The organism is Saccharopolyspora mangrovi (assembly GCF_035320975.1).
Classification (GTDB): Bacteria; Actinomycetota; Actinomycetes; order Mycobacteriales; family Pseudonocardiaceae; genus Saccharopolyspora; species Saccharopolyspora mangrovi.
The window spans coordinates 187,033-212,248 of sequence record NZ_JAWLNX010000003.1 but is presented as its reverse complement, the minus strand read 5'-3'; the positions used below and the strand labels follow the sequence as shown (position 1 = coordinate 212,248).

Annotated in this window: 24 protein-coding genes, 1 pseudogene and 2 riboswitches; of the genes and pseudogenes, 6 read left to right on the top strand and 19 right to left on the bottom strand. The window is 72.1% G+C overall.

Features of this window, described 5'->3' with window-relative positions; translation table 11 throughout:
- The first annotated feature begins 12 nt into the window (after window positions 1-12).
- The 3 genes from yaaA (at window position 13) to R4I43_RS05895 (ending at window position 3,624) form a co-directional block, all read left to right on the top strand.
- Window positions 13-753, top strand: a complete 741-nt coding sequence (yaaA, locus tag R4I43_RS05905; RefSeq protein ID WP_324264489.1) for a peroxide stress protein YaaA — start codon at window positions 13-15, stop codon at window positions 751-753.
- Between the two features lie 194 nt (window positions 754-947).
- Window positions 948-1,898, top strand: a complete 951-nt coding sequence (locus tag R4I43_RS05900) for a serine protein kinase RIO (protein WP_407691201.1) — start codon at window positions 948-950, stop codon at window positions 1,896-1,898.
- 220 nt (window positions 1,899-2,118) lie between these two features.
- A complete protein-coding gene (locus tag R4I43_RS05895; RefSeq protein ID WP_407691200.1) occupies window positions 2,119-3,624 on the top strand; it encodes a DEAD/DEAH box helicase in 1,506 nt (501 codons plus the stop codon).
- A 306-nt stretch (window positions 3,625-3,930) separates the two neighbouring features.
- Here R4I43_RS05895 and cobA read toward each other — a convergent pair whose 3' ends face one another.
- Genes cobA through R4I43_RS05875 form a run of 4 tightly spaced genes read right to left on the bottom strand, consistent with a single transcriptional unit; the run spans window position 3,931 to window position 7,687 of the window.
- Entirely contained in the window at window positions 3,931-5,142 is a 1,212-nt protein-coding gene (gene cobA / locus R4I43_RS05890) for a uroporphyrinogen-III C-methyltransferase (protein WP_324264488.1), read from the bottom strand.
- The gene (locus R4I43_RS05885; protein ID WP_324264487.1) at window positions 5,123-6,028 is read right to left on the bottom strand and encodes a sirohydrochlorin chelatase; all 906 of its coding nucleotides are present in this window, start codon (window positions 6,026-6,028) and stop codon (window positions 5,123-5,125) included. Before R4I43_RS05885 ends, cobA begins: the two co-directional genes overlap by 20 nt.
- Window positions 6,025-6,636, bottom strand: a complete 612-nt coding sequence (locus R4I43_RS05880; RefSeq protein ID WP_324264486.1) for a precorrin-8X methylmutase — start codon at window positions 6,634-6,636, stop codon at window positions 6,025-6,027. The genes R4I43_RS05885 and R4I43_RS05880 overlap by 4 nt, the downstream gene beginning before the upstream one ends.
- Window positions 6,637-6,652: 16 nt before the next feature.
- Window positions 6,653-7,687: a HoxN/HupN/NixA family nickel/cobalt transporter gene (locus R4I43_RS05875; RefSeq protein WP_324264485.1), complete on the bottom strand. Its 1,035-nt coding sequence runs from the start codon at window positions 7,685-7,687 to the stop codon at window positions 6,653-6,655.
- 97 nt (window positions 7,688-7,784) lie between these two features.
- Window positions 7,785-7,908, bottom strand: a riboswitch (cobalamin riboswitch).
- Between the two features lie 183 nt (window positions 7,909-8,091).
- On the opposite strand from R4I43_RS05875, the gene R4I43_RS05870 reads away from it, so the two are divergent.
- A complete protein-coding gene (locus R4I43_RS05870) occupies window positions 8,092-8,361 on the top strand; it encodes a DUF1876 domain-containing protein (RefSeq protein WP_132677999.1) in 270 nt (89 codons plus the stop codon).
- A gap of 32 nt (window positions 8,362-8,393) precedes the next feature.
- Here R4I43_RS05870 and R4I43_RS05865 read toward each other — a convergent pair whose 3' ends face one another.
- The gene (locus R4I43_RS05865) at window positions 8,394-9,248 is read right to left on the bottom strand and encodes a LysR substrate-binding domain-containing protein (protein ID WP_324264484.1); all 855 of its coding nucleotides are present in this window, start codon (window positions 9,246-9,248) and stop codon (window positions 8,394-8,396) included.
- A 91-nt stretch (window positions 9,249-9,339) separates the two neighbouring features.
- Between R4I43_RS05865 and R4I43_RS05860 the strand changes: the two genes are divergently transcribed.
- Window positions 9,340-10,227: a DMT family transporter gene (locus R4I43_RS05860; RefSeq protein ID WP_324264483.1), complete on the top strand. Its 888-nt coding sequence runs from the start codon at window positions 9,340-9,342 to the stop codon at window positions 10,225-10,227.
- On the opposite strand, the pseudogene R4I43_RS05855 reads toward R4I43_RS05860, so the two are convergent.
- From R4I43_RS05855 to cobO, 11 genes and pseudogenes are all read right to left on the bottom strand, one after another.
- A pseudogene (locus tag R4I43_RS05855) lies at window positions 10,224-10,706 on the bottom strand (pyridoxal-dependent decarboxylase); the annotation flags it as partial. The gene R4I43_RS05860 and the pseudogene R4I43_RS05855 overlap by 4 nt on opposite strands.
- Window positions 10,707-10,949: 243 nt before the next feature.
- The gene (locus tag R4I43_RS05850; protein ID WP_324264482.1) at window positions 10,950-11,192 is read right to left on the bottom strand and encodes a helix-turn-helix domain-containing protein; all 243 of its coding nucleotides are present in this window, start codon (window positions 11,190-11,192) and stop codon (window positions 10,950-10,952) included.
- Window positions 11,143-11,445, bottom strand: a complete 303-nt coding sequence (locus tag R4I43_RS05845) for a hypothetical protein (RefSeq protein WP_324264481.1) — start codon at window positions 11,443-11,445, stop codon at window positions 11,143-11,145. The genes R4I43_RS05850 and R4I43_RS05845 overlap by 50 nt, the downstream gene beginning before the upstream one ends.
- A gap of 30 nt (window positions 11,446-11,475) precedes the next feature.
- Window positions 11,476-11,658, bottom strand: coding sequence for a DUF362 domain-containing protein (locus R4I43_RS05840; protein ID WP_324264480.1), 183 nt, complete (start codon window positions 11,656-11,658; stop codon window positions 11,476-11,478).
- The gene (gene cobJ / locus R4I43_RS05835) at window positions 11,648-13,405 is read right to left on the bottom strand and encodes a precorrin-3B C(17)-methyltransferase (RefSeq protein WP_324264479.1); all 1,758 of its coding nucleotides are present in this window, start codon (window positions 13,403-13,405) and stop codon (window positions 11,648-11,650) included. Before cobJ ends, R4I43_RS05840 begins: the two co-directional genes overlap by 11 nt.
- Before the next feature lie 147 nt (window positions 13,406-13,552).
- Window positions 13,553-14,752, bottom strand: a complete 1,200-nt coding sequence (gene cbiE / locus R4I43_RS05830) for a precorrin-6y C5,15-methyltransferase (decarboxylating) subunit CbiE (protein ID WP_324264478.1) — start codon at window positions 14,750-14,752, stop codon at window positions 13,553-13,555.
- On the bottom strand, window positions 14,737-15,900 hold the full coding sequence (locus tag R4I43_RS05825; protein ID WP_324264477.1) for a cobalt-precorrin-5B (C(1))-methyltransferase: 1,164 nt from the start codon (window positions 15,898-15,900) through the stop codon (window positions 14,737-14,739). The genes cbiE and R4I43_RS05825 overlap by 16 nt, the downstream gene beginning before the upstream one ends.
- A complete protein-coding gene (cobM, locus tag R4I43_RS05820) occupies window positions 15,884-17,113 on the bottom strand; it encodes a precorrin-4 C(11)-methyltransferase (RefSeq protein ID WP_324264476.1) in 1,230 nt (409 codons plus the stop codon). The genes R4I43_RS05825 and cobM overlap by 17 nt, the downstream gene beginning before the upstream one ends.
- Complete coding sequence (gene cobI / locus R4I43_RS05815) at window positions 17,107-17,844, bottom strand: precorrin-2 C(20)-methyltransferase (RefSeq protein ID WP_324264475.1); 738 nt, start codon at window positions 17,842-17,844, stop codon at window positions 17,107-17,109. Before cobI ends, cobM begins: the two co-directional genes overlap by 7 nt.
- Window positions 17,841-19,211 (bottom strand): cobyrinate a,c-diamide synthase, encoded by a 1,371-nt coding sequence (locus R4I43_RS05810; RefSeq protein ID WP_324264474.1) that lies wholly within the window; start codon window positions 19,209-19,211, stop codon window positions 17,841-17,843. The genes cobI and R4I43_RS05810 overlap by 4 nt, the downstream gene beginning before the upstream one ends.
- Window positions 19,205-19,819 carry a cob(I)yrinic acid a,c-diamide adenosyltransferase gene (gene cobO / locus R4I43_RS05805; protein ID WP_324264473.1) on the bottom strand — a complete coding sequence of 205 codons (615 nt, stop codon included), beginning with the start codon at window positions 19,817-19,819 and terminating at the stop codon, window positions 19,205-19,207. Before cobO ends, R4I43_RS05810 begins: the two co-directional genes overlap by 7 nt.
- 122 nt (window positions 19,820-19,941) lie before the next feature.
- Between cobO and R4I43_RS05800 the strand changes: the two genes are divergently transcribed.
- Window positions 19,942-21,102, top strand: coding sequence for an MFS transporter (locus R4I43_RS05800; RefSeq protein ID WP_324264472.1), 1,161 nt, complete (start codon window positions 19,942-19,944; stop codon window positions 21,100-21,102).
- A 357-nt stretch (window positions 21,103-21,459) separates the two neighbouring features.
- Here the strand turns inward: R4I43_RS05800 and R4I43_RS05795 are convergent, their stop codons facing one another.
- The 3 genes from R4I43_RS05795 to R4I43_RS05785 form a co-directional block, all read right to left on the bottom strand.
- Window positions 21,460-23,481, bottom strand: coding sequence for a putative cobaltochelatase (locus R4I43_RS05795; protein ID WP_324264471.1), 2,022 nt, complete (start codon window positions 23,479-23,481; stop codon window positions 21,460-21,462).
- 35 nt (window positions 23,482-23,516) lie between these two features.
- Window positions 23,517-23,689, bottom strand: a riboswitch (cobalamin riboswitch).
- A gap of 56 nt (window positions 23,690-23,745) precedes the next feature.
- Complete coding sequence (locus R4I43_RS05790) at window positions 23,746-24,228, bottom strand: GNAT family N-acetyltransferase (RefSeq protein WP_324264470.1); 483 nt, start codon at window positions 24,226-24,228, stop codon at window positions 23,746-23,748.
- Window positions 24,229-24,306: 78 nt separating this feature from the next.
- Complete coding sequence (locus tag R4I43_RS05785; protein WP_324264469.1) at window positions 24,307-25,125, bottom strand: S1 family peptidase; 819 nt, start codon at window positions 25,123-25,125, stop codon at window positions 24,307-24,309.
- Window positions 25,126-25,216: the final 91 nt, after the last annotated feature.

Genomic DNA, 25,216 nt, shown 5'->3' with positions numbered 1-25,216 from the left:
TACCCTGGTGGGGTGTTGGTTCTGCTTCCTCCTTCGGAGACCAAGGCGGCTGGTGGGGACGGTGCTCGGCTGGAGCTGGCCGGGATGTCGCACCCGGAGCTGAACGGGACTCGTCGCGAGCTCGTCGACGCTCTGTCCACTTTGTCCTCTGACGTGCCGAGAAGCCTTGAGGTGCTGGGGATTTCCGAGCGCCAGGTCGACGAGGTGGAGCGCAACGCCGCGCTGTGGTCGGCACCCACGCGGCCCGCGCTGGAGCGCTACACCGGGGTGCTCTACGACGCGCTGGACATCGGTTCGCTGGAGCCCGCCGAGCGCAAGCAGGCGGATGCGCGGCTGGCGGTGGCCTCGGCGCTGTTCGGGCTGGTGCGCGGCACCGACTCGATCCCGGCCTACCGGCTCTCCGGCGGCGGCTCGCTGCCCGGCCTGGGGACGTTGCGCAGCGTGTGGCGGCCGGTGCTGGAGCCGGTGCTGGCCGAGGCCGACGACCTCGTCGTCGACCTCCGCTCCGGCGCCTACGCGGCGCTGGCCAAGGTCGGCGGGGCCGTCGAGGTGCGGGTCCTCTCCGAAGACGCCTCGGGCAAGCGCAAGGTGGTCAGCCACCACAACAAGTCGCACAAGGGCCGCCTCGCCCGCGCACTCGCCTGCGCGCCGGAGGAGCCCGCGACCGTCGAGGACGTCCTGGACACCGCCTCGGACGCGGGTCTGAACGTGGAACGCGAGGCCGACCGCAAGCTCTGCATCGTGGTGCGGTGAAAATTCGGTTGCGGTCGGCGGCCGGTTCCCCCGAAACTAGCCGTCGACGAGAAGGAAGGAGGTTTGCCGTGGTGAGCGCAGTGACGGTCGTGCGCGCGGTTCAGCCGCGCAGACACCCCAAACTTCTTCCTCCGCTTCGCGTGCGCTGAAACCGGTTGCTCCGGCGGAGGAATCCGTTCAAGGAGCCCGCAGTCGTGCACGACGATCCGAAGTTCATCCGCACCACCAAGCAGTTCAAGCAGCGCAAGCCCGCCGCGCCCCGACGCCGCCGCTTCGACGACGAGCCCGTCCGGCGCGGTCGGCTGACCGAAGAGGAACGCACCCACCTCGCGGAACTCCGCGACGAGCCGGAGCCGCTCCCGCTGCCCGACGGCGCCGACCGCTGGTCCACCTGGGACTCCGGCGGGCACGGGCCGCAGCCGCATCCGGAGTGGCTGGTCACCGATCTCGCGGCGGTCGACCAGGAGCTCGGCGTGCTCAAGACCGGCAAGGAAGCCGACGTGCACCTGCTGCGCCGTTCGGTTCCCGATGGCCAGTCCTGCCTGCTCGCGGCCAAGCGCTACCGCGACGCCGACCACCGCATGTTCCACCGCGATGGCGGCTATCTGGAGGGCAGGCGGTTGCGCCGGTCCCGCGAGATGCGGGCGATCGAGAACCGCACCTCGTTCGGCCGAGGCATGATCGCCCAGCAGTGGGCGGTGGCGGAGTTCACCGTGCTCAGCGCCTTGTGGCAGGCGGGAGCGCCGGTCCCCTCCCCGGCGCAGCGGGTCGGCACCGAGGTGCTCATGCAGTTCCTCGGCTCACCGGACGGCACTGCCGCACCTCGGCTCGCCGCGCTGCGCCCGGACTCCGGCGAGCTCGACGACCTCTGGGCCCAGCTCGTCGAAGCCCTCAGGACGCTGGCGCGGCACGGATTCACCCACGGCGACCTGTCGGCCTACAACGTGCTGGTGCACCGAGGCCGCCTGATGCTCATCGACCTGCCGCAGGCGGTGGACGTGGTCGCCAACCCGCAGGGCGCGGATTACCTGCGGCGTGACGCACGCAACATCGCGTCCTGGTTCCGCTCCCGCAGCGGCGACGAGACCCGGTTCGACCCCGATGAACTGGCCGACTTGCTCGCCGCCGAGGCGAATCTGCGCTGACCGATGTGTCCCGGCCCTCGGACACCGCGAGCCCAGGGGCCGGGTCGATCGGATAGACTTGCCCGAGTCCGCGGCCGAGATTCGGCCGCACTGCGAGCGGCGTCCGCCGCGTTCGCCCACCCATCGGCGCGGCATCGCGCCGGGCTCGTCCTCGTGATCGCCCGCGGAGGGATCCGCGAAGCTCTCCCCGTGACGTGCCTACCTCCGGGGAGTTCTCTTCGTGCCTTCTTCTTCTGCCACGCCCGCACGCCGCAGCCAGCAGGACCGGCCGCGTCGCCGCCGCCCGCAGGCCAAGGCGGTCAACGCCAAGCCGGCGAAGCGGAGCCTGTTCGACGAGGTCGGGGTGACGGCCGTCGACCCGGCACCGTTCGCCGACCTCGGCCTTCCCAAGCGCCTGGTACGCGCCCTGCACGACAACGGCATGCGGGAGGCCTTCCCGATCCAGGCCGCGACCATCCCGGACGCGCTGACCGGCCGCGACGTGCTCGGCCGGGGCCAGACGGGTTCGGGCAAGACGTTGGCCTTCGGGCTACCGCTGCTGGCGCTGCAGACCGAGAGCGCGCGCCCGATGCGGCCGCGCGCTCTGGTGCTGGTGCCCACCCGCGAACTGGCCACGCAGGTCACCGACTCGCTCAAACCGCTCGCCAAGGCCCTGGGCCTGTACGTCCGCGAGGTCGTGGGCGGCACGTCGTTCAACCGGCAGGTCGACACGCTGCGGCGCGGCGTGGACGTCCTGGTCGCCACTCCCGGTCGGCTCAACGACCACCTCCGGCAGGGCACCTGCGATCTGTCCGAAGTGGAGCGAACCGCGCTCGACGAGGCCGACCAGATGGCCGACATGGGATTCATGCCGCAGGTGCGGGAAATCCTGGACCTGGTGCCCTCCGACGGGCAGCGGCTGCTGTTCTCCGCGACGCTCGACGGTGACGTGGACAAGCTCGTCGAGCGGTACATGACCGACCCGGTGGTGCACTCGCTGGCGCCGCCGTCGGCGAGCGTGGACAGCATGGAGCACCACCAGTTCCTGGTGTCGGCGACCGACAAGCAGACCGTGCTGGCGCGCATCGCCGCGCGCGAAGGCCGCACGATCATGTTCGTGCGCACCAAGCACCACGCCGACCGGCTCGCCAAGAAGCTGCGCGCGGTCGGCGTCGAGGCAGGTGCGCTGCACGGCGGGAAGGCGCAGAACGCGCGCACCCGCATCCTCGACGAGTTCAAGAACGCCTCGACCAGCACGTTGGTGGCCACCAACGTGGCGGCTCGCGGCATCCACATCGACGACGTGAGCCTGGTGGTGCACGTCGAGCCCCCGGCGGACCCGAAGGACTACCTGCACCGCGCCGGTCGCACCGCGCGCGCGGGTTCCAGCGGAACCGTGGTCACGCTGGTGACCGAGGACCAGAAGCAGGCGTTCCGCGCGATGGCCAACCAGGCCGGGGTCAAGGCCATCACCACCGAGATCCGCCCGCAGGACGCCGAACTCGCCCGGGTCACCGGCGCCCGCGAGCCCTCCGGCACGCCGCTGGCCGCTCCGCAGCGACAGCAGCCCAAGCCGGCGAAGTCGCGCGGCGAGCACCGCCCGCAGCGCGCTCCCCGCGGCACCGAGCCGAGCCGCCGAGGCAGCGGCTCCGGTTCCAGCAGCAACCCGAACCGCAACCGCCGCGGCACCACCGGCGGCCGCGCAACCGCCCCGCAACGCCCGCGCCGCTCCAACACCCCTCGCTGATCCACCCGGATTACCGCAGTAATCCGGGACCCGATTACTGCGGTAATCCGGGTCTCAACTCCGGCGGTGCTCCGTACCGGCGTTGGCGGTGCTCCGTCTCGCCCGATTACTGCTGTAATCCGTCGCCCGATTACGGCGGTAATCCGGGTTTCGACTGCGCGGGTGGCCCTGGTCTTGGGGGTGTGGCGGTTTTGGGGACGGATTACCGCCGTAATCCGTGGACGGAATACGGCGGTAATCCGTTCTTCTGCGTGAGGGCATGACTGCGCCCCTCCGGCCGTGGGTCGGAGGGGCGTCGTCGTGCGGTCAGTCCTTCAGACCCGCGACGGGGCCGATGACGATGACCGCTGGGGGTTTGATGTCGTGGGTGCGGACGTCGTCCGCGACCCGGGACAGGGTGGTCTTCAGGGAGCGCTGGGTGCCAGTGGTGGCTTCCTGGACGACCGCGACCGGGGTGTCGGCCGGGCGCCCGTTCTTGATCAGCACCTCGGCGAACGCCTCGATCCGCTGCACCGCCATGAGCAGCACCAACGTGCCGCGCAGCCGGGCCAGGGCTTCCCAGTCCACGAGCGAGCGCTCGTCGTCGGGAGCCACGTGGCCGGAGACCACGACCGCTTCGTGCGCCACGCCGCGGTGCGTGACCGGCACGTCGGCCATCGCCGGAGCCGAGAAGGCGCTGGTGATGCCGGGCACCACGATCACCGGGACACCGGCTTCGGCGCAGGCCAGCAGCTCCTCGAAGCCGCGGCCGAACAGGTACGGGTCGCCGCCCTTGAGCCGGGCGACGAACTTGCCCGCGCGGACCTTCTCGATCAGCGTCTCGTTGATCACGGCCTGGCTCGCCGAGCGGCCGTAGGGGATCTTCGAGACGTCGATGACCTCGACGTGCGAGCCCAGCTCCTCCAGCAGTTCCCGAGGCGCCAGGTGGTCGGTGAGCACCACGTCGGCCTTGGCCAGCAGCCGCCGCCCGCGCACGGTGATCAGGTCCGGAGCGCCCGGTCCGCCGCCGATGAGCGCGACACCGGGTGCGTGCGGCTCGGGGTGCTCGTCGACCGCACCGGACTGCATCGCCTCCAGCAGCGCGTCGCGGACACCGGCGCTGCGGCGCGGTTTGCCGCCGGCGAGCACGCCGAGCAGCAGCCCGTCGTGCTCGGCGACGGCGGGCGTGACCGCGCTGCCCTCGGTGGCGTTGTCGGAGCGGACGCAGAACACGCGATCGCGCTCCGCCTCCGCCCCCACGGCGGCGTTGACCTCGTCCGACGAGGTCGCCGCGACGGCGTACCAGGCGCCGTCGAGGTCGCCGTCGCGGTATTCGCGGCGGCTCCAGGTGATCTCGCCCGAGTCGGCCAGCGCTTCCACCGCGGGCGTCGCCTGCGGGGCGATCACCTCGACGGCGGCGCCTGCCTTGATCAGCCGGGGGAGCCGTCGCTGAGCGACGGGCCCGGCACCGACCACGACGACGCGGCGACCGCTGAGGTCGAGTCCGGCGAGGTAGTGGTTATCCGATGGAGTGGCCATGTGCGTGTCCGTGTGCGTGACCGTGTCCGGTCGGGTCGTCTGGGTGGTGGTGCGGCGTCTGCGGTGCACCCAGTTTGTCCTCGAAACCCGGCAGCAGCACCCGGTACGCGCAGGTGTCACAGTTCATCCGGATGTCGCCGTGCAGGGCCTCGTGGTACCGCTCCACGACGAGGTCGACCAGGGCATCGCAGTCCCCCAGGTATCCGGCGACGTGGAGCTCGAGCTCCGGCGCGGTCTGGGCCCACTCGCGCGCCTGCGTCACGACGCGCTGCGGCAGCACGCCGTCGAACAGGAAGTACGGGGCCACCACGACGCGCTTGGCCCCGAGCTTGCGAGCCCGGTCCAGCCCGCCAGGGACGTCCGGCGATGCCAGGGAGATGAACGCGGTCTCAACAGTGTCGAAGCCGCAGGTCTCCTGCAAGAGGCGTGAGACCTTGCACACTTCGGCGTTGGCGTCGGGGTCGGTGGAGCCGCGGCCCACGAGAACCACTGCGGTGTCGACCCATTCCTCGCGCGGGACCTCCGCGGCGATCCGCTCGGCGAGCAGGTCCAGCAGGATCGGGTGCGGGCCGAGCGGGCGGCCGAAGACGAACGACGTGCCGGGGTGCCGGCGGACTTCGCGCTCCAGCGCGGCCGGGATGTCGCCCTTGCCGTGCCCGGCGGCGACCAGGACCAGCGGCACGGCGGCCATCCGGCGGTGGCCCTTGTCGGTGAGCTCGGCCCAGGCTTCGGTGACCGCGGGGGCGGACAGCTCGATGAAGCCGCCGGAGGTGTCGACACCGGCCGCGGCCATGCGCGCCTTCAGCCGCTCCAGGAAGGCGTGGAACTCCGACACACCTCGTTCGTCCACCGTGCCGTGGCCCACGACCAGCAGCGGTTCGGTCACCGGTTACCTCCAGGTTCTGCCCAGTAGAGCAGGGCGTTGATGGCGGCGGCAGCGATCGCCGCCCCACCGCGTTCGGTCAAGGTGCTCACGGCCGGTAGGCCGCTGCGCCGCAGTGCGGCCTTGCTGTCGACGGCGCCGACGAAGCCGACCGGGACACCGACGATCAGCGCCGGTTCCAGGTCGCCGTTCTCGGCGAGCCGGAGCAGTTCGGTGAGCGCGGTGGGGGCGTTGCCGACCGCCCACACGGCGCCGCGGGGGTGTTCCGCCGCCGCGAGTCGCATGCCTGCGGCGGATCGGGTGAGGCCTTCGGAAGCGGCGAGCTCGGCGACTCCCGGGAAGTCCAGGCCGATCCGCACCTCGCGGGCGGTGATGCCGGAGGCGACCATGCGCACGTCGGTGATCAGCGGCGCGCCGGCCAGCAGGGCGTCGCGGCCCTGCCGCAGCGCGGGCTCGTCCGCGACGACCTCGCCGGTCCAGCTGGGGTCGGCGGTGGTGTGCACGACGCGTTCGACGACCGCCCGGGTCAACGGCTCGAACCGGTCGAAGTCGGCTCGGGACCGCATGATCCGGTAGGACTCGGTCTCGATCGGATGCACTGTGCGCCTCATGGTCGTTCCTGTTCCCCTACGCGATTTCCGCGTTCTTCCGTGCGGTGAGCCGCCACCACATCGCCGCGCCGCCCCACACCAGCAGGAACAGCGCCAAGGTCAAGTAGCCGAGCAGCTCGAACTGGTCCGCGATGGCCGCGATCCCGCCGAGGAACTCCAGTCCCGACTCGGCGAGGAGTCCACAGAGGACGACGAAGGCGACGAGCGCGGCGAGCCCGACGGTCAGCGCGGTGGTGGTGACGTTGACCCACAGCCGCCGCAGCGGGCGCGCCAGCGACCAGGTGTAGGCGCGGGACATGAGCATCCCGTCGACGCTGTCCACGGTGCACATCCCGGCGGCGAACAGCAGCGGCAGGCTCAGCACCGCGATCGCCGAAAGGTTCGCCCCCGGGGTGACCATCGCCAGCACCGTGATCTCGGTGGCGGTCTGCATCCCGAGGCCGAACAGCAGGCCGATGCCGAACAGGTGCCAGGAGCGGGCAACGCCTTGCATCCGGCCGCGCAGCAGGCGCGCGAGCAGTCCGCGGCGGCCGAGGACGAGTTCGACCTCGGCTTCGTCGATGGCGCCGCTGCGGGCCCGGCGCAGCAGCCGCCAGGCGTCGCGCAGCACGAGCGCGTTGAGCACGGCGAGGGTGGTCAGCACGGCGACGACGATCAGGTCGACGGCGGTGGCCACGCGCACGCCGGTCTGCTCGGCCCACTGCTGGGCGGCGGGTCCGGCGATGAAGGCGATCGCGCAGGCCAGCAGCATCACGACGCTGGCGTGGCCGAGGGCGAACCACATGCCGGTGGACACCGGACGCCTGCCGCGCTGCATCAGCAGCCGGGTGGCGTCGTCGATGACGGCGACGTGGTCGGCGTCGAATCCGTGCCGCAGGCCGAGCAGGTAGGCGGTGGTGCCGGCGGCGGCGAGGCCTCCGGCGGCGCTGAACGCCTGCTCGTGCAGCAGGTAGGCACCCCATCCCGCGAGGTGCAGTGCTCCTATGGCGGCCAGCAGGACCGCTGACTTCCGGCGCTCGCGTGCGCCCCATCCGGCCGTGGGCCGGCTCACTTCGGCATCCCCGCTCATGGGTTCTCCGACCTCCTGGGTTCTCCCGCCCGGGGTTCGGTGGCCGCGCGCCGCGGGTTCGCGGCACGGGGCCGGCACGCAGTGTCCTGACTCCCGGATCGGCGTGGTTCCCCGCCTTCCAGCTGGTGGCAGCCGTGGCGATGGGTGGGGACCACTCCCCGGTCACAGTGGCGGGACCGTCCCGGATTCGCACCGGGTTCCTGCACTGTCGGCGACAGTCATCCTTGCCTGATCTACGGTCCGAGGTCAAACTCGGTGAAATCGATCACGTTGCGTGATCTGCGCGTGGCTTCGATCGGCCGAAGGCGCTTTCAACCGGACCGATCGGGGGTACCCCGGTGGACGAGCCCATTGCTCCGGCTCGATGCTGCGTCAAGGAGGCCACCATGAACGAGACGCACTCGATCACGCTGAACCTGCAGGTCGTGGAGGCGGGAGCGAAGACGACCGCCGACGTCGGCTTCACCACACCGGCCGGGCAGGCGCTGCACGGTCACGGCACGGCCCGCAGGCACCCCGACGACCCGGAGGTACCGCAGATCGGCGACGAGATCGCCATCGCCCGCGCCCTGTTCGAACTCGCCCACAAGCTCCTCGACAACGCCTCCAACGACATCGGAGACCGCCTCCACCGCCGAGTCCACCTGCCCGCCTGACCCCGTGGGCCGGTGAGGTTCCGGTCGAAGCCTCACCCCACCTCGGCGAGGACGTCGCGGACGACGTGGGCGGCGGCCTCGGCGACCTCCATCGGCAGGCCGGGTCTGGTGCGCACCCGGAGCTGGGCGGGCTCCAGGCGTGGCAGGTCGCGGCGTTCGACCAGGCCCGTCGGCCGCGTCTTCGTCGACGGCAGCAGCGTCACGCCCAGACCGGCGCGGGTCGCGGCGAGCACGCCGGAGAGGTCGGCGGCCTCGCAGACCAGGTCCGGGCTCCGGCCCAGCGCGTTCATCGCCTCCATCGCGTGCCTGCGCAGCGTGCAGGGCTGGTCGAACACGACCATCGGCAGCGGCACGTCCTCGGCAGGCGGCTGCCAGTCCGGCGCGGCGAACCACTCCAGCCGCAGCTGACCTGCGTCGATGCTGCGTCGGCAGACGGTGTCGTCGATGAGCAGCGCGATGTCGATGCCGCCGCGGTCGACCGAGTCGGCCAGCCGGGCCGTGCGGTCCAGGCGGAAGCGGATCTCGCGTTCCGGGAACGCCGTGCGCATCCCGGAGGCCAGTTCGGGCAGGAACCGGTCGGCGGCGTGCTCGGTGGAGCCGAACACCAGCGTGCCGCGCCCTTCGGCGCCGAGCCTGCGCACGGCGTCGTCGTGCACGTCGAGGATGCGGCGGGCCTCAGCGAGCACCAGTTCGCCGTCGGCGGTGAACCGGGCCTGCCTGCCCTCGCGGACCACGAGCTTGCGGTCCAGCGCCCGCTCCAGCTTGCGCAGGTGCTGGCTGATCGCCGACTGGGTCAGGTAGAGCGCCGCCGCGGCCCGGTGGAAGCCGCCGCAGTCGGCGACGGCCACCAGGCTGCGCAGCGCGACGACGTCGAGCACTGCACTCATGCGCTCAGCGTAGACCGATCAGCAGCCGCGATCGATCGCGATCGCTTATCGTTGTTGGACGCCACCGGGGCGCGCGGTGAAGTCTTCGAGCATGCCCTCCGCGCGGTCGATCCCGCTCTCGCTCGCCGCTCCCGTCGTCTTCTTCTGGGCCAGCGGCTACCCGACCGGAGCGCTGGGAGTGGCCGCCGCGTCCCCGTTCCTGCTGACCACCGTGCGCCTCACCCTCGCCGCGGGAGTGCTGGCGGTGATCGCGCTGGTCGGACGCGCCACCTGGCCGAGCGGCGCCGCGGCCGGGCACAGCGCGGTGGCCGGGCTGCTGACGCACGCGATGCAGTTCGGCGGCTGCTACGGCGGGATGGCCGCCGGCGTGCCCGCGTCGGTGACGGCGCTGGTGATCTCGATGAACCCGGTGCTCACGGCCGCGCTGGCGGCGCTGCTGCTGCGGGAGCGGCTGAGCCGGTGGCGGGTGCTGGGCCTCGTGCTGGGCGTGCTGGCGGTGCTGGTCACCCTGGGCGGGCAGGTCGCTTCCGAGGGCGAGTGGAACCCGGCGATCCTGCTGACGCTGCTGGGCCTGCTGGGCTTCTCGGCCGGTGGCCTCTACCAGCAGCGGTACTGCGGCGGCATCGACATCCGCTCCGGCGGTGCCGTGCAGACCGTCGCTGCTGCGCTGGTCATCGGGGTGATCGCGGCGTTCGAGCACGGCCACGTCACGCACTGGGCGCAGGCCGGGATCACCGTGCTGTGGCTGGTGATCACCGGTTCGGTGCTGGGCGTGAGCTGCTACCTGCGGGCGGTCGCGGTCGGCGGGGCGGCGCGGGCGAGCGCCCTGTTCAGCGCGGTACCGCCGTTCACGGCCGTGATCGCCTGGCCGCTGCTCGGCGAAACCCCTTCGGCCGCAGTGGTCGTCGGCATCGCCCTGGCGACCACGGCGTGCGTGCTGGGCACCCGGACCGAAACCCGCACCCCGGCCCCGGTCTAGGCGGCCCGGCGGATCGCCTCCCAGGCCGCCTCGACGTGGCGTCGCTCGGTCGCCGGGGAACCGATGGCCAGCCGCAGCAAGGTCCGACCGTCGATCTTGGTGTGGGTGAGGTAGAGGTCGCCGGAATCGTTGAGCGCGTTCATCATCCGGTGGGTGCGCTCGTCGGCCTCGGCCGCGGGCAGGTCCGGGTAGCGCGGCCGGAAGCAGACCAGCGCGAACGGGTGCGGTTCCAGCAGTTCGAAATCCGGGTCCTCGCGCACCCACCCGGCGAACTCCTGGGCCAGCGCGACGGTGTCGCGGATGTGCGCGCGCAGCCCCTCGGCGCCGTACCAGCGCAGCACCGACCACAGCTTCAACGCCCGGAACCGGCGGCCGAGCGGGACCTGCCAGTCCCGGTAGTCGATCACCTCGCCGGATTCGGTGGCCTCGTTGCGCAGGTACTCCGGCAGGATCGACAGCGCCTCGATCATCGGCGCCCGGATCAGATCCTCGTAACCGTCGACGTCCGCCCCCGGGAAGTGGGTCTGCATCTGCGCGATCCGGTGCTCCACCGACTCGGGAACCACACCGGCGCGGATCAGCGAACCGCGCAACTCGTCCAGGATGTCCCTGGACCACAGCGGACGGAACGCGGCGTCCTCGGCGATGCTGAGGAGCGCGTCGCACACGAGCGGCTTGAACAGCACGCACGTGTCGAGGAGGGCACGGATCATCGGTGGCGGTCAGGCTTCCTCTTCCGGGACCGATCGACGCTCGGCCTTGGCATCGGGCGGCACGTCGTAGACGCCACCGGCTTCGGACACCCGGACCATCTCGTCGAGACCGGCGGCACGGGCTCGACGGGCACGCTCTTGGTAGGCCAGCAGGTCGTCCAGCCTGATCCTGCGGTGCCGACCGGGTTGTTCGTACGGGATCTCACCCGCTTCGAGCAGCCTGACCAGCGTCGGGCGGGAGATTCCCAGCATCTCGGCCGCCTCGCCGGTGGTCAGAAACGGTGTGGCGCGGGGCGACCGTGATGGCCATACCGCGTGACAGGGCGAACACCACGTCGTGCAGCACGTCGTAGAGCTCGTCAGGCAGATCGATCCTGGTGCCGTCCCGGGTGATCAGCGCCGGAGCCGAGCGCTGCTCGTCCAGCGCGCGCAACAGCCCCAACAGCTCGTCGGCCCTGGCCGGCGGCAGTACCGTGCGTTGCTCCGTCCCCTCCATGACCACCACATAAGCAGCGAAACGAACAAAACGAAAATGCTAGTCGTGGAGGTCGATGGCGTCCCTGGGGCAGATCTCGACGCATTCGCCGCAGGACGTGCAGGCTTCGGCGAGCACGTAGGGGCGGCCCGGGGCCGGGCGGAGGGCGTGTTCCGGGCAGGTGAGCAGGCACGCGCCACAGGCGGTGCAGGCGTCGGTGATCGTCAGCGGGTCAACGGACATCGCCCGCCATCCAGCGGTAGCCGCGCGGCGTGACCATCCGGCGACCGACCACAGCGGACTGCGAGGAGCCGACGACGACCGTGGTGAACATGTCCACCTCGGCCGGGTCGAAATCGCCGATCGGGGCGCACCAGACCTTCTGGTCCGCGCGGCTGGCCTGGCGGACCGCGCCCACCGGGGTCGTGGCGGGCCGGTGCTCGGCGAGGATCTCCAGGGCGCGGCCCAGCTGCCAGTGCCGCTGCACCGAACGCGGGTTGTAGAAGCACACCACCAGGTCGCCCTCGGCCGCGGCGCGGACCCGGCGCTCGATCATCTCCCACGGCGTGTGCAGGTCGGACAGGCTGATCAGGGCGTGGTCGTGGCCGAGCGGGGCGCCCAGCAGCGCCGACGCCGACAGCGCGGCCGTCACGCCCGGGACGCCGACGACCTCGATGTCCACGTCGGCCTTCTCCAGCGCCGGGCTGGCCATCGCGTACACGCCCGCGTCGCCCGAGCCGATCAGCGCGACGGCGCGGCCCTGCTTGGCCAGGTCGACCGCCTCGGCCGCGCGGGCCTCCTCGGCGCCCAGGCCGGTGGCGCGCTCCTCGGTGCCCGGCCGCAGCAGGTGCCGGACCTGGTCGAGGTACTGGTCCAGGCCGACGACCACCGAGGCGCGGCGCAGCTCGGCGTCGGCGCGCGGCGTGCGCAGGTCCGGCGCACCGGGGCCGATGCCGACGATGGCGAGCCTGCCGCGCGGGCTGATCCGAGCGGCGGCGACGGTGACGTTGTCGCCCTTGATCTTGTCGGCCACCAGCCCGACCGGTGCGCCGTAGGCGAGTTCGGCGGCGGCGTGCAGCGCAGAGGCCTCGGCGACGCTGGGCGTGCCGACCTCGCTGCGCACCACCTCGCTCGGGTTGGGCACCTCCACGCCGGACAGCACCTCGGCCGGGTAGGTCAGCAGCGACAGCTCGTCGCCGCCGTCGCGGGAGTGCCAGAAGCCCAGGTCCTGCACGGCGTCGAGGATGCCGGCCTCGTCGGCCTTGAGGTCGACGCTGGCGAACGCGCGGATCGCGCGCGGGTCCAGGCCGTGCTCGCTGTCGAGCCGGGCGATGGTCTCGGTGACCGCGGTGCGCGAGACACCGCGCGCGGAACCGACGCCGACGACCAGCGTGCGCGGGATGAGGCGCAGCGTGCGCTCCTCGTCCTCGGTCGGGCGGCGGTCGTCGATCACCACCGTCCACTCCGGGTTCTCGACCTCGGTGCCGACGTTGGGCGGCAGCGCCGGGAGCGGGAAGCCGAGCGGGTTGACCAGCCGGACCGGTGCGCCGTCGAGGATCGCCACACCGCAGGAGGGCAGGTCGCCGTCGACGGTGGCGTCGAGCTGGTCGACGAGCTCGTCCAGCGCGGTGGTGCCGGTGGAGTCGGTGGCGGTGGTGATCACCGGGGTGCAGCCGAGGACGTCGGCGACCTGCTCGGCCAGGGCGTTAGCGCCGCCGCCGTGCCCGCCGGTGAGCGCGATGGCGAAGCGCTGCGCCTCGTCGACGCTGACGATGCCCGGGTCGGTGTGCTTGTCCTGCAGCAGCGGCGCGACCAGGCGGATCGTGGCGCCGCTGGCCAGGAAGAACACGGCGGCGTCGAGGTGGTCCCAGAGGCGTCGGACGGCCGGTCCGATCGGACCATCGGCGACCAGGGCTTCCGGCCCCAGCCGTCCGGCGAGTTCGGCGGCTGCCCGCCGTCCCGCCGCGGTCACCGCGAACAGACCGATCACTGCTACTCCCCTACCTCGTTCGTTCATGTGCCCGGATCGGGTGAAAACACCCTACGACACTCCCGAACCGGGCAGTCCGGACCGAACCGGCGGTGATCGCTCCCGTCCTGCCTGGTCAGGTCGGGCAGAACCCGCCCCGGTCCGCGCTCAGGCCTTCTTGCGACCTGAGATGAGGACCACCGGGTTGGCGGCCTCCAAGCGGGAGGAGCCGTCCGGGAGTTCCGCCAGCCGCGAGGCCGCGAGCTGGACGCCCTCGACCTCATAACCCGCCGAGCGCAACGTCTCCCGGGTCGGGCCGACCCGGTCGAGGGCCGCGAGAGCGACCACGATCCGGCTCGCTCCGGCGTGGGCGCAGGAGGTGACGACCTCGTTGCCACCGCCGCCCACGAAGATCGAGTCCGGCTTGGGCAGCTCGCGCAGCGCCTGCGGGGCCTTGCCCTCCTCGATGCGCACGTCAACACCGTGACCTGCGGCGTTGGTGACCATCCGGACCACCTGGGCCTCGTCGGACTCGATCGCGATGGTCGCCGCGCCCATCCGGGCGCACTCCACCGCCACCGAACCGGAACCCGCGCCGACGTCCCAGACCAGCGTGCCCGGGCGCGGGGCGAGCCGCGCCAGCGCCACGGCGCGCACCTCGGCCTTGGTGATCATGCCGTCGCGGTGCGAGAACTCGTCCTCCGACAGCGCCCAGCCGGTCGCCGGCGGGATCGGCTCGCCGCCGGCCATCCAGCCGCGCGGCGGCACCTCGTCGGCGTCGGCCAGGCACAGCACGACGTTGGGCTCGAACCAGGTGCGCTTGGCCGCGTCCGCCGGGTCGATGGTCACCACCGACTCGTTCGGCCCGCCCAGGTCCTCGGCGACGATCATGGTCCGCCGCCACCCGGCCAGACCCGACGCGATCTGCGCCGGACCGGACTTCGGCGCGGTCAGCACCGCCACCGCCGGGCGCGCCCGGCACACGTTGATCGCCGCGCCCAGGTCGCGACCGTGGGCGCTGACCACCACCACGTCATCCCAGGACCGCCCGGCGCGCGCCATCAGCCGCTGCACGCTGGAGGTCGCGGGCAGCACCGTGCAGCGGACGCCGCGTTCCCGCAGCGCGCGCACGGCGCCGAAGAACCCCGGATCACCGGAGGCCAGCACCACGCCCGTCTCGTCGCCGGACAGGGAGGACAGCGCGTTGAGCGCCGGTTCCAGCGGTCCGAGTTCGAGCCGCTTCGCGTGGTCGGGCGCGTGCGCGTCGAGGTGGCGCTTGCCTCCCACGACCAACCGCGCCTGCTGCATGGCCTCGGCACCACCCGGCGGCAGAGCCGCCCCGTCGACCCCGATCACCGTGACTGCCACGTCACCCACCTCGCCTCGGTGGCCGCGACCACGTGCTCTCCTTCGAAGTCGACCATCGCGACCCGAGCACGCAGCCTGCGACCGCACTCCTCGCTGAACCGCTCCAATACTGCTGCCACCAGCTCGCACAACCGGTGCGCACACGCCGAGAAGTAGTCACCGCGCTGCCACACCTCGTACGCGCGGCGGGCGGTGGCGGCCTCGCTGACCTCGGCGACGTCCTGCTCGCTGCCGCCGAACTCGGCGGTCAGCCGCCCCAGCAGCCCGGTGTCCACCTTGGACCGCGTGTAGTGGGTCATGACCACGCCGGAGGCGAGCTTGGTGAGCTTGCCGATCATGCCGACGAACACGATCTCGTCCAGCCCGTGCTCCACGGCCTGGCGCACAGCGGCGCCGGTGAAGTCGCCGACCTCGATGAACGCCACCTCGGGTTCGTCGGGCAGCAGCCGCATCGCGACCCGCTCGGTGCGCCCGCCGGTGGACAGCACCGCCACCTGGCCCTGCTGCGCGGCCAGCACCGACACCGCCTGCTCGACGCTGGAGCGCCACGAGGCGGTGGAGAACGGCCGGACGATGCCGGTGGTGCCGAGGATCGAGATGCCGCCGAAGATGCCCAGCCGCCGGTTGGTGGTCTTGTAGGCCATCTTCTCGCCGCCGGGCACGGTGATCGTGACGTCCGCGCCGCGCTCGCCGAGCACCTCGCGCACCGAATCGATGATCATCTGCCGCGGCACGGGATTGATCGCCGGACCGCCCACCTCCAGGCCGAGGCCCGGTTTGGTGACGGTGCCGACGCCCTCGCCGCCGTGCAGCACGACCTCGCCGTCCTCGCGCGGCGCGAGGCTGACGGTCAGCCGCGCGCCGTGCGTGACGTCCGGGTCGTCGCCGGCGTCCTTGACCACGACCGCGGTCGGCGGTTCGGCGCTGCCGGAGTCGACCGGGAACCGCCGCCGCTTGCCGTCCGGGAAGCCGATGTCCACGGTCGCCGGGAGCCGGCCGGTGACCAGCAGTTCGGCCGCCGCCCTGGCTGCCGCCGCGGAACAGGCGCCGGTGGTGAAACCGGTGCGCAGCGCCTTGGGACGGACCTTCGCGGTGCGCGGCAGGTCCGGCTCGCGCAGCGGCGGCTGCGGATCACTCTGACTGCTCATCCGGCTTCGCCGCGGGCTTGCGCTTGGCTGGCTGCTTGGACTTCGCCGACGCCGGCTTGGCCGGGGCCTTGCGCTTGGTGGCGCCCGACTTGGCCGTGCCGGACTTCGCGGCCGAGGACTTCGCAGCACCGGTCGACTTGCGCGTCGCGCCGGTCGTGCGGGTGGCCGTCGCGGTCGACTCCTGCTGCGGCGCAACGGCTTCCGGCTCGGCGGCCTCCTCGGCGACGAACAGCTGCGACTGCGACTCGTCGACCTGGTGGATCGGGATCGTCCGGTTCGCGCCGAAACGGGCCGCACCGCGCGCGGTTTCCTGCCAGTCGCGGACGGCCCACCAGGCCGCGTCGGACTCCCGGAGCTTGTTCGGGTCGCTCTCCTCGGGCTGCTCGCGCGGCGTCTCGGTGCGACGGGTGGCGCGCTCGGCGCGCAGCGCGCGGCGGGCCTCCTTGTCGGCCTTGCGGTAGGTGTGGAAGTGCCCCGCGTGGTACAGGTGCGAGCGCGTGCCGCCCGCAGTGAGGCCCTTGCCGATGATGAACAGCGTGTGCCGCCACAGCTTGTGCTTCTTGCAGTCGGCTTCGAGCTCGCCGAGCGTGCTGCGCACCAGCAGCTCATCGGGCCAGGTCACCTTGTAGGCCACCAGCACCGGCGTGTCGTCCGGGTAGCCGCCGGCGCGCAGCTCCTCGACCAGCTGGCCGGTGCGCGCGGCGGACAGGAACAGCGCCATCGTGGTGCCGTGCTTGGCGAACTCGCGCACCTTCTCGCCGTCGGGCATCGGCGTCTTGCCACCCTCCAGGCGGGTCAGCACCAGCGACTGCGCGACCTCCGGGACGGTCAGCTCGCGGCCGATCGCCGCCGCGGCGGCGGAGAAGGCGGGCACGCCGGGCACGATCTCGACCTCGACGTTCATCCGCACGGCAGCGTCGTACTGCTCCTGCACCGCGCCCCACAGCGAGGGGTCACCGGAGTGCACGCGGGCGACGTTGAGCTTGTCGCGCTCGGCGCGCCGGTAGATCTCCACCGCCTGCTCGTGGGTCAGCCGGGAGGAGTCGACGAGCTCGGTGTCAGACCGGGCGTGCTCCTGCACGCACTCCGGCGTGACCAGGCTCGCGGCCCAGACCACGATGTCGGCTTCGGCGATTCGCTTGGCGCCGCGGACCGTGATCAGGTCGGCCGCGCCGGGTCCGGCGCCGATGAACGAGATCCGGCCAGTCACCATTGCTCTCCTCTTCCGCCTCGGGGTGGCAGCACTACCACTGTCGACAAGTAAGGCGCATCGTCCACATCGGACACTTCGGCAAGCGGTAGCACCCGCGCATCCGGCGTGCCCAGGTGCTCGGCGTAGACCGAGCGGTCGAGAGCTCCGCTCTCGCCGATCGCGTCGCGCAGCTCACCCAGGCGTCGCCCGCCTTTGTAAGCAACGACCGTACCTCGCGTGCGCAACGCCTCCCGCAGCGCGGTGACATCGCGCAGCACCGGCATCACCGTGAGTGGCTCCGAGCCCTCGGTGAGCGCGATGCCCGCCTGCGACGCGGTCGCCTGCATCGCGGTGATCCCGGGCACCGTCGCGATCTCGACCTCGGGCAACAGCTCGGCGACGGCCGCTGCCAGATAGCTGAAGGTCGAGTACACGGCGGGGTCGCCCAAGGTGGCGAAGACCACCGTGCCGCCCTGATCACGCAACCGCTCCGCGACGGTCTCGGCCGCGTCGTCCCAGTGCCTGCGGCGGCGTTCCTGCGGCCCGTCGACCGGGTCGGCGAGCGCGAACACCAGCCGCCGCACCCGTTCGTCCGCGCCCAGGTGCGCGCGCACGATGGCCTCCGCGCGCCCCTGCTCGTCGGACGCCAGGACCGGCACGTACACCGTGTCGGCGTTGCGGATCTCGCGCAGCGCGGCCAGGGTCAGCATTTCCGGATCGCCGGGTCCGACCCCGACTCCGACGAGTCTCATCGCAGGCACCTCATGACGAATCGGGCCACCGAGCCGGGGTTCCCGGCCGGGTGCGTGTGCAGGTAGGAGGCGTGCACTCCGCCGTGGACGAACCCCTCGCGGTGCGCCCCGGAGGGCCCGCGCCAGAACCAGGCCGGCGCCCGGCCGTGGCCAGGTTCGGTTGCGGTGCGGTGGAATTCGTGGCCGCTGATGCGGGTTCCTTCGGCGAACAGCGGGGATTCGGTGGCGGCGACGGCGTCCCGGTAGCCCAGCGTCAGCCGCTGAGACATGGCCGCGCGGGCCGGCAGCGCGGCGCACATCGGTTCGCCGTCGAGCTCTTCCCCGAGGTAGAGCAGTCCGCCGCACTCGGCGTGCACCGGGGCACCGGAGGTGGCGAACGCGCGGATCTCGTTGCGCAGCGCGGTGTTCGCCGACAAGGCGGAGGCGTGCTGCTCCGGAAACCCGCCCGGCAGCACCAGTCCGGCGGTCCGCTCGGGCAGTCGTTCGTCGCGCAGCGGGTCGACGAGGGCGACTTCGGCTCCGGCGGCCTCGAGGAGTTCGACGTGCTCGGCGTAGCCGAAGCTGAACGCGTGCCCGCCCGCCACGGCGACGACCGGCCGACCCTGCGGCCGGACTTCGGCGGCCGGGTCCCAGGCGGGTCCGGGCAGGTCACCGGCGGTGCGGGCGAGGGCGGTGACGGCGTCGAGGTCGACCGACCGCTCGACGACGTCGGTCATCGCTTCGACGGCGCGCAGCGCTTCGGCGCCGTGCTCGACGGCGGTGACCAGGCCGAGGTGCCGCGAGGGCACTTCGAGGTCGTCGGTGCGCGGGATCGCGCCGACCACGGGTAAGCCCGCGTTGTCGGCGGCCGAGCGCAGCACCTCTTCGTGGCGGGCCGAGCCGACGCGGTTGAGCAGCACCCCGGCGACCCGCACCTGCGGCCGGTAGCCGCGGAAGCCGTGCAGCAGCGCGGCGAGGCTGTGGCTCTGCCCCTTGGCGTCGACCACGAGCACGACGGGCGCGTCGATGAGCTGCGCGACGTGCGCGGTGGAGCCGAAGGCGATCTCCTCGTCGGCGCCGATGCGGCCGTCGAACAGCCCCATCACGCCTTCCACCACGGCGATGTCGGCACCGGCCGACCCGTGGTGCAGCAGCGGAGCGATGCGGTCGGCACCCACCAGCACGGGGTCGAGGTTGCGCGCGGTCCGCCCGGCGGCGAGCCGGTGGTAGCCGGGGTCGATGTAGTCGGGTCCCACCTTGAAGGGCGCGACGCGGTCACCGCGTCTGCGCAGCGCACCGAGCAGACCGGTCACCGCGGTGGTCTTGCCCTGCCCCGAACCCGGAGCCGCGAAGACCACCCGAGCGGGTGACTGGGTCGGGTTTACCACTCGATGCCCTTCTGGCCCTTCTGCCCGGCGTCCATCGGGTGCTTGACCTTGCCGGTCTCCATCACGAGGTCGGCGGCGTCGATCAGCGCCTGCGGCGCGTAGCGGCCGGTGATGACGACGTGCTGGTGGCCTTCGCGCTCGCGGAGCTTGGCGACGACCTCGTCGACGTCGACCCAGCCCCAGTGCAGCGGGTAGGTGAACTCGTCGAGCACGTAGAGGCCGTGGCGCTGCTCGTCGAGGCGGCGGGCGATCTCCTGCCAGCCTTCGAGCGCGGCGGCGGCGTGGTCCTCCTCGGTGCCCTTCTTTCGGGTCCAGGACCAGCCCTCGCCCATCTTGTGCCACTCGACGGGACCGCCTTCGCCGGTCTCGTCGTGGACCCGGCCGAGGGCGCGGAACGCCGACTCCTCGCCGACCTTCCACTTGGCGGACTTGACGAACTGGAAGACCCCGATGGACCAGCCCTGGTTCCAGCCGCGCAGCGCGAGCCCGAACGCGGCGGTGGACTTGCCCTTCATCTCACCGGTGTGCACCACGACCAAGGGTCGGTTGCGGCGCTGGCGAGTCGTGAGTCCATCGGCTGGCACGGTCGAAGGCTGTCCCTGAGGCATGCACTGACCCTAACCAAGAGCATCCCCAGCGCACGGCCCCGCATGAGGTGGGCAACTTCACCGCGGCGACCGCCGTTCGAAGCGTGAAGATGGACGAGCGTCCCAGAACTAGGAGCCGCCGCATGCCCACCAGACCGCCTCTGGTGCTGTCCGCAGCCTCGTTCATCAGCAGTTTCGACCGGTTCGCCGTGACCCCGATGCTGGTGCTGATCGCGCTGAGCATGCACGTCCCGATCGCTTCGGCGGTCACGGTCGCCAGCGGCTACTTCCTGGCCTACGGCCTCTCGCAGCCGCTGTGGGGCATCCTCTCGGACCGCTTCGGCCGGATCCCGATCATGCGCGCCACCCTGCTGGCGGCGGCCGCGACGGGCCTGATCTCCACGTTCGCCCCCTCGCTGCCGGTGCTGATCGCGGCCCGGGTGCTGGCGGGCGCGTTCATGGGCGCGGTGGTGCCGACGACCTTGACCTACGTCGGCGACACGGTGTCGCAGCAGAAGCGGCAGAGCGCGCTGTCGGACCTGATGGCGGCCCAGGCGGTTGGCACGGCGATGGCCACGGCGGTGGGCGGCGTCCTGGCGCACTGGCTGGACTGGCGCGCAGTGTTCGCGCTCCCGGCGCTCTGCGCGGCGATCTGCGCCCTGCTCCTGCGCGGCCTCCCGGAACCACCCCGAGCAGCGGTGACCGGAGGCGTCGGCTCGCACATCGGCGGGGTCCTCCGCAACCGCTGGGCCCTGCTGGTCTTCGGCCTGGTCTTCGTGGAGGGCGCGGTCCTGCTCGGCACCATGACCTTCCTGGCATCAGCCCTGGTCAACGAGGGCCTGGACGTCGCGGTCGCGGGTCTGGCCACGGGCGCCTACGGAGTCGGGGTCCTGGTCTTCTCCCGGGTCGTCAAGGCGATCAACTCCCAGCTCCCGGTGTCCCGCCTGATCGCCATCGGCGGCGCCCAGATGATCGTCGGCTACGCGCTAGTCACCCTGGACACCAACCTCGCCACGGTGATCATCACAGCGCTCCTGCTGGGCGGAGGCTGGTCGTTCATGCACTCCTCCCTCCAGTCGTGGGCCACCTCGGTGGCCCCGGAAGCACGAGGAACAGCGGTGGCCCTCTTCGCCTGCGCCCTCTTCCTCGGCAGCGCAGCAGCCTCAGCAGCAGCAGGCCCCCTGGCGGACCACGGCAACTACACAATCCTCTTCGCCACAGCAGGAGCGGTGGCGATCCCCCTGGTAGCAACAGCCACCTACACCAGGAACCGCTACCACAAGAAAACCCCACAACCAGCCTGACGTCAGGCAACCGGCAAAGCCGGTTTCTCGTTCACCACCAAAGGCATTGGCACCGCCGCGGGTTCTGAGCGGTGCTGTGGCGAGCACGCCGCGACGCCGTGTAGTGGACATACACAAGGAGTGGCGCGCGGAGTCCACAGCGCCGCTCAGGTTCCGCTACTGGCACCGCCAAGCAAAGCAACCACCGGAGTAATCCCACGAGAAAAAAGAGCCCCGCGCTCAACCGGCCTGGGGGTCGCTGGGAGCGCGGGGCACTTTGAAGGTCCACCCCTGGGGGTCAGGTGGACTGGTGGTCACCGTACCAATCCGACCGTTAGGTCGGTACTGACAGGGTTGCATCTCGTAATCAAAACGAGACTAAGCTGCCAAACCGCTGTCACCGCTGACGGCGCGCACCACTCCGGCGACGTGTTCGGCGGAGAGCTCTTCGAGCTTCAGGCTGGGCCCGCCCAGGGCTGTGGCCAGCTGGTTCGCGAGTCCGAGCTTGACGGGTCCGTTCTCGCAATCGACGACGACGGAGGCGGTTCCGGTGCCCGCGAGGACGCGGGCGGCGCGCAGCGCGTCGTCGACGGCCTGCTTGGTTCCGGCGCCTTGGACGCCGACGGTGGCCTTGCCGTCGGTGAGCAGCACGACGAGGGCCCTGCGCTGCGGGTCGCGGGTGCTCTCGGTCTGGATGACGTGCTGGGTGCGCAGCAGGCCGTCGGCCAGCGGGGTGCGCCCGCCGGTGCGCAGGCGGCGGAGCCGGGCCGCGGCGATGTCGACCGAGGAGGTGGGCGGCAGGACGACTTCGGCTTGGTCCCCGCGGAAGGTGATCACGCCGACCTTGTCGCGCCGCTGGTAGGCGTCGCGCAGCAGGGACAGGACGGCGCCGCTGACGGCGGTCATCCGGTCGCGGGCGGCCATCGATCCGGAGGCGTCGACGGCGAAGAGCACGAGGTTGCCTTCGCGGCCTTCGCGCAGGGATCGGCGCACGTCGTCGGAGCGCAGGATCAGCCCTGGTCCGGTGCGCCCGCGCGCGGCCTGGTGGGGTGCGGCGGCGGCGAGCGTGGCGGTGACGTGCAGCCCGTGGCCGTCGACCGTGGTGGCGCGGGTGGTGCGGCCGGTGCGCGAGCGCGCGCGGGACCGGCGGCCGGGTGCGCCTTCGCCGAGTCCGGGGACTTCGAGCAGCCGGGCGCGGAAGGACGGTCCGGCGCCGGCGGGAGCGCGGTCGCCGTCCCCGCCGCCGGGTTGTTCCTGCTGCTCACCGCCCCCGTTTCCGTCGGGGCCGGTGGGCTGGTCCTGGGGTTCGCCGCCCCCGCCGGGACCGCCGTCCGGGCCGCCGTCGGGGTCGTCGTCGGGGTCTTCCGGCGGCTGGTCCTCGGCCTGTTCGGCGGCGTCGGACAGAGCCTGCTGCAGCTGGTCCTCGGCCATGCCGGGTTCGTCGAAGGGGTCGCGGCGCCGGCGGTGCGGGAGCGCGAGCCGGGCGGCGGCTTCGACGTCCTGCTCGGCGACGGCCTCGGCTCCTCGCCAGGCGGCGTGGGCGACGGCGGTGCGCGCGAGCACCAGGTCGGCGCGCATGCCGTCGACGTCGAAGGCCGCGCACAGCGCGGAGATCCGGCGCAGTTCGGCGTCGGGCAGCACGACCTTCTCGACGCGGGCGCGAGCGGCGCTGATGTGCTCGGCGAGTTCGGCGTCGGCGTCGGCCCACTGGGCGGCGAATCCGGCGGGGTCGGCTTCGAAGGCGAGCCGGCGGCGGACGACCTCGGTGCGGGTGACGACCTCGCGGCTGGCGGCGACCTGCACGGTGAGCCCGAAGCGGTCCAGCAGCTGCGGCCGCAGCTCGCCCTCTTCCGGGTTCATGGTGCCGACCAGCAGGAACGACGCGGCGTGCGAGACGGAGACGCCGTCGCGCTCGACGTGGGCCCGGCCCATCGCGGCGGCGTCGAGCAGCAGGTCCACGAGGTGGTCGTGCAGCAGGTTGACCTCGTCGACGTAGAGCACGCCGCGGTGGGCTCCGGCGAGCAGCCCGGGCTGGAAGGCGCGGACGCCTTCGGTGAGGGCGCGTTCGAGGTCGAGCGAGCCGATGAGCCGGTCTTCGGTGGCGCCGACGGGCAGTTCGACGAGCTGCGCGGGCTTGCGGGTGGCGGTGTCACCGTGCGGGGCGTCGGGGCACTGCGGGTCGGAGTCGGCGGGGTCGCAGCCGAAGCGGCAGCCGTCGGCGACGTCGAGCTGCGGCAGCAGCGAGGCGAGGGCGCGCACCACGGTCGACTTGGCCGTGCCCTTCTCGCCGCGCACCAGGACACCGCCGATGCGCGGGTGCACCGCGTTGAGCAGCAGCGCGAGCCGCAGATCGTCGTGGCCGACCACGGCGGAGAAGGGGAAGCGAGGGGCAGCGGACATGCCGGTGTGGTTCCTTCCTCGGGGTGCGGACGCCCCGCTGTCGGGAACAAGGGGCCGCAGTGTCCTGACTCCCGGATCGTCACGTCCCTCCGGCCTTCCCAGGTCACCCCGGTGGCTCGCGCGGGAGGTCCGCTCCTCGGTCACAGTGGCGCCGACCGTGCCGGACTCGCACCGGCTTCCTGCCAACACCCCTTGCAAACGGATTCATCGACATCGTCCCAGACGTCGATCAAGCGCCCAACCGTCCGGCGCCGCAACTCACATTCAGCGTCCGGCGGTGACGCCTGCGCGGCGGGGTTCGCGCCGCATGTCGATGTGCGGAATGCCGTCTTCGAGGTATTCGTCCCCGGTTTCGACGAACCCGAAGGAGGCGTAGAAGTCCTTGGCGTAGGTCTGGGCGGACAGCACGGCGGGCGAGTTCTGGACCTCGGCGACGGCGGCGCGCATCAGCTTGCGGGCGATGCCCAGGCCGCGGGCGCTCTTGGCGGTGCAGACGCGGCCGATGCGGTAGGTGCCGTCGGGGTCTTCCAGCAGCCGGAGGTAGCCGAGCACGTAGTCGTCGGCGGAGTCGACCCAGAAGTGGCGGGTGGCGTCTTCCAGGTCGCGACCGTCGAGCTCGGGGTACGGGCACTCCTGCTCGACGACGAAGACATCGACGCGCAGCCGCAGCATCCGGTAGAAGTCGGAAGCGTCGAGATCTGCGGTGTAGGCGCGTTGCACGGCTGTCGCGAGCGGCTGAAGGGTCACCCTTACCTGGATATCACAGGGCTTCCGAATCCCCGCATTCGCAGGCACCAGGAGTTGTGCAGACCACTCGCGGTGCGCTCACGGCACGTAGCTGGCCAACCGCGTGTAGACGCCCGGCGTTCCTGGCCTGCCGCAGCCGGTTCCGTAGGACACCACGCCGATGAGCCGCCCGTCGGCCACGATCGGCCCGCCGGAGTCGCCCGCGCAGGCGTCCCGGCCACCTTCGGGGTAGCCGGCGCAAAACATGCTGCGCGAGTCGTAGGTCGGGTAGGCGGAGCGGCAGGTGTCATCGGCGGCGACCGGCACCTCCACGGATCGGAGGGTGTCGGAGGCGGGACCGTCCTCGCTGGTGCGGCCCCAGCCGTAGACGCGGGCCTTCGTGCCGGGCTCGTAGGACGTGGTGTCGCCGGGCGCGACCACGGGCAGCGGGCGCTGCGGCAGCGGTGCGCTGAGCTTGAGCACCGCGAGGTCGTCGCCGGTGGTGAAGTCCTCGTAGCCGGGGTGCACCCACACGTCGTCGACCTGGGCTTCGTCGCCCTGCGAGCTGCGCAGGTCGGTGCGCCCGGCGATCACGCGGATGTCCTTCGGGGAGCGCTCCGCGCCGGTGAGCGGGTCGTGCGCGCAGTGCGCGGCGGTGATGACCTCGCCCGCGCGGATGAGGGTGCCGCCGCAGTACTGGTTGCCGTAGCGGTCGGTGAGGGCGACGACCCAGGGCGTGTCGTCGGTGGTGGCGCCGGTGCCGCCGAGGATCCGGGACTGCGGCTGGTCGTCGCCGGCGATCGCGGGTTCGGCGTGGGCTGCGGGGCTCGTGCCGGCCAGCGCGGCGACCGCTCCGGCGATGGCGAGCGCCTGCAGCGCGCGGGTCGTGTCGGCGGTTCCCTGTTCGTCGCGGCCCAAAGCGGGTGCCTCCAGCTGTCGCGGTCGTGGTGCGGAGCGGACACACCGTATTCACCCGCACACCGAAACATCACGAGGCGCAACTCATAGG